We start from the raw sequence: 7,700 nt of genomic DNA, 5'->3' as shown, positions 1-7,700 counted from the left end.
AGCGGCGATAGATGCGGCGATACAACAGAAATTCGAACGGCACCGAAACGATGACGGTGCCGATGACGGCAACCAGAATAGCGATTGGATACGACACGCCGAGCGCGGTCAGCGCGAACGAGGCCAGATAGCCGCCGATCATCGCGAACGCGCCGTGCGCGAGGTTCACCACGCGCATCAGGCCCATCATGATCGACAGACCGATCGAGATCGTGAACAGCACCATGCCGTAGGCGAGCGCGTCGGGCAGGATTCCGAGAATCGTCCGCATCACCCTGCCGCCCGCTTGGACGCTGCCGATGGCGTTCGACTCAGTTCAGCCTTCACAACGCGACTCCGTTGTCGTGCGAGATGCGTCGAGTCCTCGCGGCTCGTGAGATTCACAAGCGCAATAACTCGAGCGTTTCGATTTGATGTTTTTCTTGAGGCGAAGCGGCGTCAGCTTCGCTGCAAAACGCTATAGTCGACAAGTGCCCTCCGCGCCAAGCCGTCAAGCGAGGCGCGAAGGGCTCAAAGTTTCGGCTTACTGCTTAACCAGGCCCCAGTCGGGCTGCGCCTTGAAGGTCTCGATCTCCTTGTTGATCAGCTTGTCGCCGGACTTCTCGACTTCGCGCAGATAGACGTTCTGCGTGATATGGCGAGTCGTCGGATCGATCGACACCGGTCCGCGCGGACTGGTCCACTGCATGCCCTTCACGGCCGCGATCGCCTTGTCCGGATCCTGCTTGCCGCCGGTGGCCTCGATCATCTTGTAGATCAGGCGGGCGCCGTCATAGGCCGCGACCGACGTCATGGTGATTTCGTCGAGCTTGCCGCCGTCCTTCTGCAACTGCGCCAGGAACGCTTTGTTCTCCGGCGAGTCGTGCGACACCGCGTAGTGATATGTCGACAGGATGCCGATGCCGGAATCGCCGATGTTCGGCAGGTCCGGCTCGGTGACGACGTCGCCGGTCGACATCAGCTTGACGTTCGAAGCCTTGAGGCCGTTGTCGATGTAGGCCTTGACGAAGCCGAGCGTCGGCGGGCCGGCCGGCAGGAAGGTGAAGATCATGTCGGCGCCGGAATCCTTGATACGCTGCATGATCGGCCCGAAGTCGGTGGTCGACAGCGGCATGCGGATGGCTTCGACGACCTGACCGCCTTCGGCCTCGAAGGTCTTCTTGAACGCCGTCTCGGCGTCGATGCCCGGGCCGTAATCGCTGACAGCGATCGCGACCTTCTTGGCGCCCTTCTCCTTGGCGACCTTGGCGGCCGGCACGGTATTCTGGAACATCGTGAACGAGGTGCGGACGATGTAGGGGCTCTTCTCGGTGATCGCCGATGTCGCGGCGTTCAGCACCACCATCGGCACCTTGGCTTCCTGCAGCAGCGGCGCCACTGCCATCGCGTCCGGCGTGAAGTACAGGCCGGCGAGGTACTGCACCTTCTCCTTGACGATCAGCTCCTGGGCCAAAGCCTTGGACTGCGCCGGGTTCGGCGAGACTTCGTCACGATAGACGAACTCGACGGTGTCGTTGCCGATCTTGTTGCCGTGCTCGGCGACCCAGGCGTCGATGCCCATCTTGAAGTTCTTGCCGAACAGCGCGTACGGCCCCGACATCGTGCCGATGACGCCGACCTTGATGGTCTCGGCCTGTGCGGCGCCGACACTCAACGTAATCGCAGCGGCCGTGCACAGCCACCCAAAAGCTTTCACCATCCGTCTCCCTCTCCTCTGATTGATCCAGTCGTTGCGTTTGGTTCGATACTCAGAACATCTCGAAATATTCGCGCTGTTCCCATTCCGTCACTTCGGCCTGGAAGCGCTCGATCTCGGCGTTCTTGATGAAGGTGTAGTAATCGACGAATTCGCCGCCCAAAGCGGTGCGGAAAAACGGATCGTCGCGCAGCGCGAAGATCGCCTCGCGCAGCGATTTCGGCAACAGGTCCGCCTTGGTCTCATAAGGCGTATCGGCCGACGGGCCCGGATCGAGCTTGCGGTCGACGCCGTCGAGACCCGACAGGATCTGCGACGCCATGTAGAGATACGGGTTGGCGGCCGGCTCGCCGACGCGGTTCTCGATCCGCGTTGCCTTGTCGCCTGGCCCGCCGAGCACCCGCAGCATCACGCCGCGATTGTCGCGGCCCCAGATCGCACGATCCGGCGCTAGCGAGTAGGAGCGATAGCGCTTGTAGCCGTTGATCGTCGGCGTGGTGAACACCGTGGCGGCTCGCGCATGCGTCATCAGCCCTGCGAGATAATGCTTGCCGAAATCCGACAGCACGTCGCTATCCGACATGAAGGCGTTGCCACCGCCGTCGCGCCCCACCACCGACTGGTGCAGATGCCAGCCCGACGACACCACGTTGGGAATTCGCGGCCGGCACATGAAGGTGGCGTGATAGCCGTGGCGCCGGCAGATCTGCTTCACCGCGGCGCGGAACAGCACCATCAGATCGGCGGGCATCAGCCCGACGGTCGGCTGGAAGGTGAATTCGCACTGGCTCGGGCCGAACTCGACCTCGATCGAACGCAGCGGCAGGCCGAGCGCGACGATGTCGCGGCGGATCAGTTCGAGCACCGGCTCCATCTGATCGTAACGTTGCTCGGTGAGATACTGATAACCGTGCGACAGCAGGCTGACGCTCGGCGGCTCGCCTGGCTGGCCGGCATGCTCCGGCCGCATCTTGGCGTCTTCGACCTTGAAGACGTGAAACTCGACCTCGAGGCCCGCCTTGAAGTCGAAGCCGCGGTCGGCAAGCTTCTGCAGCGCCGCGCGATAGATGTTGCGGGTCGCGAACTGCACCGGACGGCCGTCGGCGAAGTACAAATCGCACAACACCCAGCCGGTGGTCGGCGCCCACGGCAGCACGCGGAACGTCGTCGGATCGGGCAGCATGACGACATCGGCGCCGCCCTGCATCTCCGACATGCCGAAGCCGCCGCCGGCCTGAAACACCGGGAACACCGTCTTGTGCGAGGTGTCCTTCGCCAGCATCGTGGTGGTGATGGTGGCGCCGTTGTCGAGGCTGTTCAGCGCTTCGGAGGCGACCAGCGTCTTGCCGCGCAGGATGCCGTGCTGATCGGGAAACGAGAACCGGATGGTCTCGAGCCCCTGCTCCTCGGCGATGCGGCGCACGCGCGCCGCCGCCTCGATCTGCTCTTCGGACCACAGTCCGTGCTTGGCGGCCAGGCTGTTGCCCATGGCGTATCGCTGATGCACGTTCATTCGGCGGCCGTCAGATGCGGGACCTTGGCGGCGATTTCGGCCGGCACCGGCGCAGCCCAGGGCGCGCCGCGGCGGCGATTGACGTCGACCTCCATCCAATAGGTCTCCCAGCCGCGGCTCGGGCCGATGCCGTCCATCGTGGCCGGGCCCTGAATAGCACGCGCGCTGGCGGCGTCGAGCGCCAGCAGCGGGCGCTGGCCGGACTCGGCCTTGGCGATTTCCTGGCGCAGCAGCCGGCGATACTGAATGATCGCCTTGTCGCTCTGGCCGAGATGCTCGCGGGTGCGATCCTGGATCGGCCCCATCGACTCCACCGCCCACTGATCGTGCACGTTGATATCGAGGCCCATGCCGGTGTAGGTCGAAGTGGCCTGCTCGTGCGGATCGAAGCCGTAGTCGTTGCGCTTGTTGCGGCGCGACTTGTACTCCGGCAGTTCGTAGAGTTCGAGCCGCTGATCGCGCATCTTCAACTTGTCGACCGGATTGGTGTAGCTGGTGAAGATCGCGTACCAGTAACAATTGTTATCATCGACCGGCACGTGCCACTGCGTGATCGTCATCTCGGTGCTCATCGGGATGACGAAGCCGTGCGGGAACAGCTGATTGGTGACGCGCACATGGGTGCGCTCGTCGTCGATCTGGCGCAGCGCGATCAGCCGCAGGCCGTATTCGGTGTGCTCGACATTGATGATCGGGCGATCGTATTCGCGCAGCACCTTGGTCATCGGCAGATCGCTGCCCGCCGACGCGCCGCGGAATTGCTTGCCGTACGCGTGCGAGGTGTCCTCGTCTTCGAAGAAGCGGTGCAGGAACGAGGCGTGCGCCGGATCGATGCCGACTTCCAGCGCCTGCAGCCAGTTGCATTCGAACAGGCCCTTGAAGGCGAACACGTGCGTATCGGGCGCGACGAAGCAGTCGATCTCCGGAAACGCCGGCGGCTCGCCGGCGCCCAAATAGGCCCACAGGATGCCGCCCTTGGCGACCACCGGATACGACCGCTGCTTGATGTTAGCGCAGAGATTGGAGCCCGCCGGCTCGGCCGGAGTCTCGAGGCACTTGCCATCGACGTCGAACAGCCAGCCGTGGAAGGCGCAGCGCAGGCCGCCGCCCTCGAGCCGGCCAAACGCGAGGTCGGCGCCGCGATGCGGACAATCGCGGTCGATCAGGCCGTAGCGGCCCTGCTCGTCCTTGAACAGCACGAAGTCTTCGCCGAGCAGCCGCACCGGCTTGATCGGCCGCTCGCCTTCGAGCTCGTCGACGAGAGCCGCCGGCTGCCAATAGGCGCGCATCAGCTTGCCGCACGGCGCATTCGGTCCGACCCGCGTGATCAGATCGTTCTGTTCCTGACTCATCATGGCGTTGGCCTCCTGACGGCAGCTCGCGCGGTGCTGCCTTTTGATTGAAGGCGACAAGGCTGGGTGCCGCAACAGCTTCGCAAAAGCCAGTGCGCCCTTGTCGCAGGATTTTCGTCGCGAAAACGCGTTCGATAGACGAACAAACGTTCGATATAGATAAGATTGCCTCCAATGTGCATTCCGAGCAAGCTGAAATTCTCAGCGTATGATGCTCATCGACGTTGCAGCGCAACGCCTGAAGACGCCTAACATCCGGCCCAAGCCTCGAACTTGTGTTCGCCAGACGAACGCGATACGACTGCGGTGGTAGAGGGTGATGGTGCCCGTATCGCCAGTGCGCAGTCTGATATGCCGAAGTTGAAACGTCCGGAGACCGAGGCTAGCGACACGCCGGAGACCATCGAAAGCCTGGCGCGCGGCTTGCGCGTGATCGAAGCGTTCGGCGCCGAACGCAGGCCGATGACGCTGAGCGACTTGGCCAAGGCCTGCGCCCTGCCCCGCGCCACCGTGCGGCGGGTGCTGATGACGCTGCGCAGCGCCGGCTATGTGACCAGCGACGACCGGCTGTTCGCGCTGACGCCGCGGGTGCTCGGCCTCGCCTCTTCCTATCTGGCGTCGAACCAGATCAGCGCCGTGCTGCAGCCGCTGATGGACGAGGTTTCGGCGACCGCCAAGGAAGTCTGCTCGCTGGCGATTCTGGACGGCGACGACGCGGTGTTCGTCGCCCGCTCCAGCCCGGCGCGGGTGTTTTCCGCCGGCATCGATCTCGGCTACCGCCTGCCGCTGTTCTGCACCTCGGTCGGCCGTGTGCTGCTCAGCCGGCTCGACAACGACACGCTGGCCGCGACCATCGGTGCGATGAACCTGGTCCAGCAGACGCCCGAGACCATCATCGACAAGCCGACGCTCGTCGCCACTATCATCGCCGACCGCAACCGCGGCTATTCACTGGTCGATCTCGAAGCCGAGCCTGGCTTCCGCTCGATCGCGGTTCCGATCCGCCGCTACGACGGCGTCATCGTCGCCGCCGCCAATATCGGCGCCCATGTCGACCGCATCACTACCGGCGAAATGATCGACCGCTTCCTGCCGCCACTCCGCCGCCTCGCCGAGCAGGCGCAGCCGCTGATCGTGTGAACGGCCGCGATCAGGTCGTCCATTGTCGATACAAAGCCGGCGGTACCAGAACAGCCAATCTGCTTTTTCGCAGGACGAGCGGTTACTTCCACTCCCGCGCGGCACCAAAATGCTCCGATGGAGCAGCTCTGAAATAGTTCTGTGTCACAGCCGAGAAAATATTGATGGCAATGCAAATTGCTATTAGGGGACCGGCAAAGCGACGCACGTCGATCCGCGTCGGCGCCGACAAATAAAGCACGTAGATGGGCACCACGAAAATTAGGTAGCGCTGCGCGGGGCGACTGAATGACAATGCCAGCAAAACTAACACGATCGCGCCTACTACGCTTCGATCTTGAACGCTCTGCAATCTGTTCAACAGACTGAACACGAAGATTGCGAACAGGCCAGCAAGGACGACTCCCGAAAAGCTTGCGCCAACCCAGCGATCGAACGGACCGAAGTTCATCTCGCCAGCGGACGGCGGCATCGCGGCTCCCATCAAGGCGACCATTCCGACGGCGAGAATCTTGAAGATCCGACCCGCTGGGCTCGCGAAGGCGCTCTGAAGCGAGAATGGCATTCCGAGAAGAGCTAGAAAGCCCCCATAATGGACTATGTTGGTCAAGATGTTCTGCACCGTCGGCCCGTGTGCGCTCACCCACTGAGGAGACGTGAGCCAGAATCCAAAAGACCTAAACACGGCAACGTTATAGGCTGAGAGAGTGACAAGGGTCGCTATCGAGACAGTCGTCACCATAAACACCCTGAAGGTGGCTGACTGGCGAGGTGCAGGTGACATGGCGAACAGCGGCAGCAGAAGCACGGCGTGATATTTCAAAGCCGCCGCGAAAGCGAACACGAGGGCGCCTGCTACTGCCATGGCGATGCCCTGCGCGCGCCAACAGATCGCAATGGCGGCCATTGCAAACGCCATCGGCGGAAAATCCGCGGTCCCTCTACCGGCAAAAACCCAAATCAAAGGATTGACCATTATCGCAGCCGAGAGCAGCCAAGTGGTCAGCCCGGCTTGTGTGATCAGCGACTGCAGGGCTGCGGCGAATACCGCAAAGCCGATGAGGGAAACCAGTCGGCATCCCCAATCGGTGTCGATGTGCAATAGCTCCGCCAGCGCTGCCCCGACGGCACCCAGCACAAGTGTGTTTGCATCAGAGTTGAAGAACCTTTGAGCAAGGGCAATGTCGCCAGTGTGAAAGTAGCGGGCAGCCGCATTGAAGGCCTGCTCTTGGTTCACAAATGGAAGCCACAGCGTTCCGATGTGAGCGAATACGATCGTTCCCACAACAAGGATGGCGACGATCTTCGAACTTGCTTGGCAGGCCGCGGAGGACAGCGACATGGCGACAGAGGCAGCGCGCGCCCCCTTCTGACAAGAATTGCAACCAGAACCATAGCGCACCTCGGACATCGCCCGAAGGTTGTTGACTTCGATAATAAGTCGAGCAGAACGGAGCCCCTTTACCGCGCGGCAAACTGCGCCTTGGCCCGACGTCGAAACGAGAAAAGGCCCACTCCTCTTCTCGGGCCGCAGGAGCCCGCGGGGATCCCCCGACCTTCACTAAGCACCCAGCGGCAAGCCGTTCATGGAGGCAGCTTCGGCAGCTGGTTCCAAACTCCGCTGCGATGAGACCGGCCTGCCCCGACGGACGACGGCGATATTCGATTGTGACACCCCAGCGAGGGCGCAGATCTACACCGAGGTGACGGAGAAAAAGCGGCTGGCTGGCGACGCGATGTTCTTTATCAGCTGTCGAAGAGACCGCCGATTGTCGTCCGAACCGGGGCAGTGTCGCGCCCGTTGAAATTCCCGCCAAATTTTAACAGCTGGCAGGAGTGGAGAGGCTCGAACTCCCAACCCCCGGTTTTGGAGACCGGTGCTCTACCAATTGAGCCGCCGATCCAGGTCGACTGTGTCACCGTCCGCTATTACGTGAGCGAGCACGGCCGCGCCAAGTCGATCGCCTGGGCCATCAAGAACGGCTACAGCTGGGCGCAG

General features: G+C 62.6%; 5 protein-coding genes, 1 tRNA gene and 1 pseudogene. 1 reads left to right on the top strand and 6 read right to left on the bottom strand.

Features of this window, described 5'->3' with window-relative positions:
• From I5M_RS02145 to I5M_RS02130, 4 genes and pseudogenes are all read right to left on the bottom strand, one after another.
• Positions 1 to 271, bottom strand: a pseudogene (locus I5M_RS02145) (branched-chain amino acid ABC transporter permease); the annotation flags it as partial.
• A 252-nt stretch (positions 272 to 523) separates the two neighbouring features.
• Entirely contained in the window at positions 524 to 1,699 is a 1,176-nt protein-coding gene (locus I5M_RS02140) for an ABC transporter substrate-binding protein (RefSeq protein WP_022719895.1), read from the bottom strand.
• A gap of 49 nt (positions 1,700 to 1,748) precedes the next feature.
• Complete coding sequence (locus I5M_RS02135; RefSeq protein ID WP_022719894.1) at positions 1,749 to 3,209, bottom strand: glutamine synthetase family protein; 1,461 nt, start codon at positions 3,207 to 3,209, stop codon at positions 1,749 to 1,751.
• The gene (locus I5M_RS02130) at positions 3,206 to 4,564 is read right to left on the bottom strand and encodes an aromatic ring-hydroxylating dioxygenase subunit alpha (protein WP_022719893.1); all 1,359 of its coding nucleotides are present in this window, start codon (positions 4,562 to 4,564) and stop codon (positions 3,206 to 3,208) included. The genes I5M_RS02135 and I5M_RS02130 overlap by 4 nt, the downstream gene beginning before the upstream one ends.
• Before the next feature lie 348 nt (positions 4,565 to 4,912).
• Between I5M_RS02130 and I5M_RS02125 the strand changes: the two genes are divergently transcribed.
• Positions 4,913 to 5,701 carry an IclR family transcriptional regulator C-terminal domain-containing protein gene (locus I5M_RS02125; protein WP_022719892.1) on the top strand — a complete coding sequence of 263 codons (789 nt, stop codon included), beginning with the start codon at positions 4,913 to 4,915 and terminating at the stop codon, positions 5,699 to 5,701.
• Positions 5,702 to 5,783: 82 nt separating this feature from the next.
• On the opposite strand, the gene I5M_RS02120 is transcribed toward I5M_RS02125, so the two are convergent.
• On the bottom strand, positions 5,784 to 7,112 hold the full coding sequence (locus I5M_RS02120) for a hypothetical protein (RefSeq protein ID WP_148287808.1): 1,329 nt from the start codon (positions 7,110 to 7,112) through the stop codon (positions 5,784 to 5,786).
• 417 nt (positions 7,113 to 7,529) lie between these two features.
• A tRNA-Trp gene (locus I5M_RS02115) sits at positions 7,530 to 7,601 on the bottom strand.
• Positions 7,602 to 7,700: the final 99 nt, after the last annotated feature.

Origin of the sequence: Rhodopseudomonas sp. B29 (genome assembly GCF_000333455.1) — a bacterium.
Classification (GTDB): Bacteria; Pseudomonadota; Alphaproteobacteria; order Rhizobiales; family Xanthobacteraceae; genus Rhodopseudomonas.
Note: the sequence above shows the minus strand (reverse complement) of the source record. Positions and strands in the feature narration are given on the sequence as shown.

What these genes read in the sequence shown, in the direction of transcription:
- I5M_RS02140 (WP_022719895.1), bottom strand. Translation starts at nt 1,699, where the DNA reads ATGGTGAAAGCTTTTGGGTGGCTGTGCACGGCCGCTGCGATTACGTTG.
- I5M_RS02135 (WP_022719894.1), bottom strand. Translation starts at nt 3,209, where the DNA reads ATGAACGTGCATCAGCGATACGCCATGGGCAACAGCCTGGCCGCCAAG.
- I5M_RS02130 (WP_022719893.1), bottom strand. Translation starts at nt 4,564, where the DNA reads ATGATGAGTCAGGAACAGAACGATCTGATCACGCGGGTCGGACCGAAT.
- I5M_RS02125 (WP_022719892.1), top strand. Translation starts at nt 4,913, where the DNA reads ATGCCGAAGTTGAAACGTCCGGAGACCGAGGCTAGCGACACGCCGGAG.
- I5M_RS02120 (WP_148287808.1), bottom strand. Translation starts at nt 7,112, where the DNA reads ATGTCCGAGGTGCGCTATGGTTCTGGTTGCAATTCTTGTCAGAAGGGG.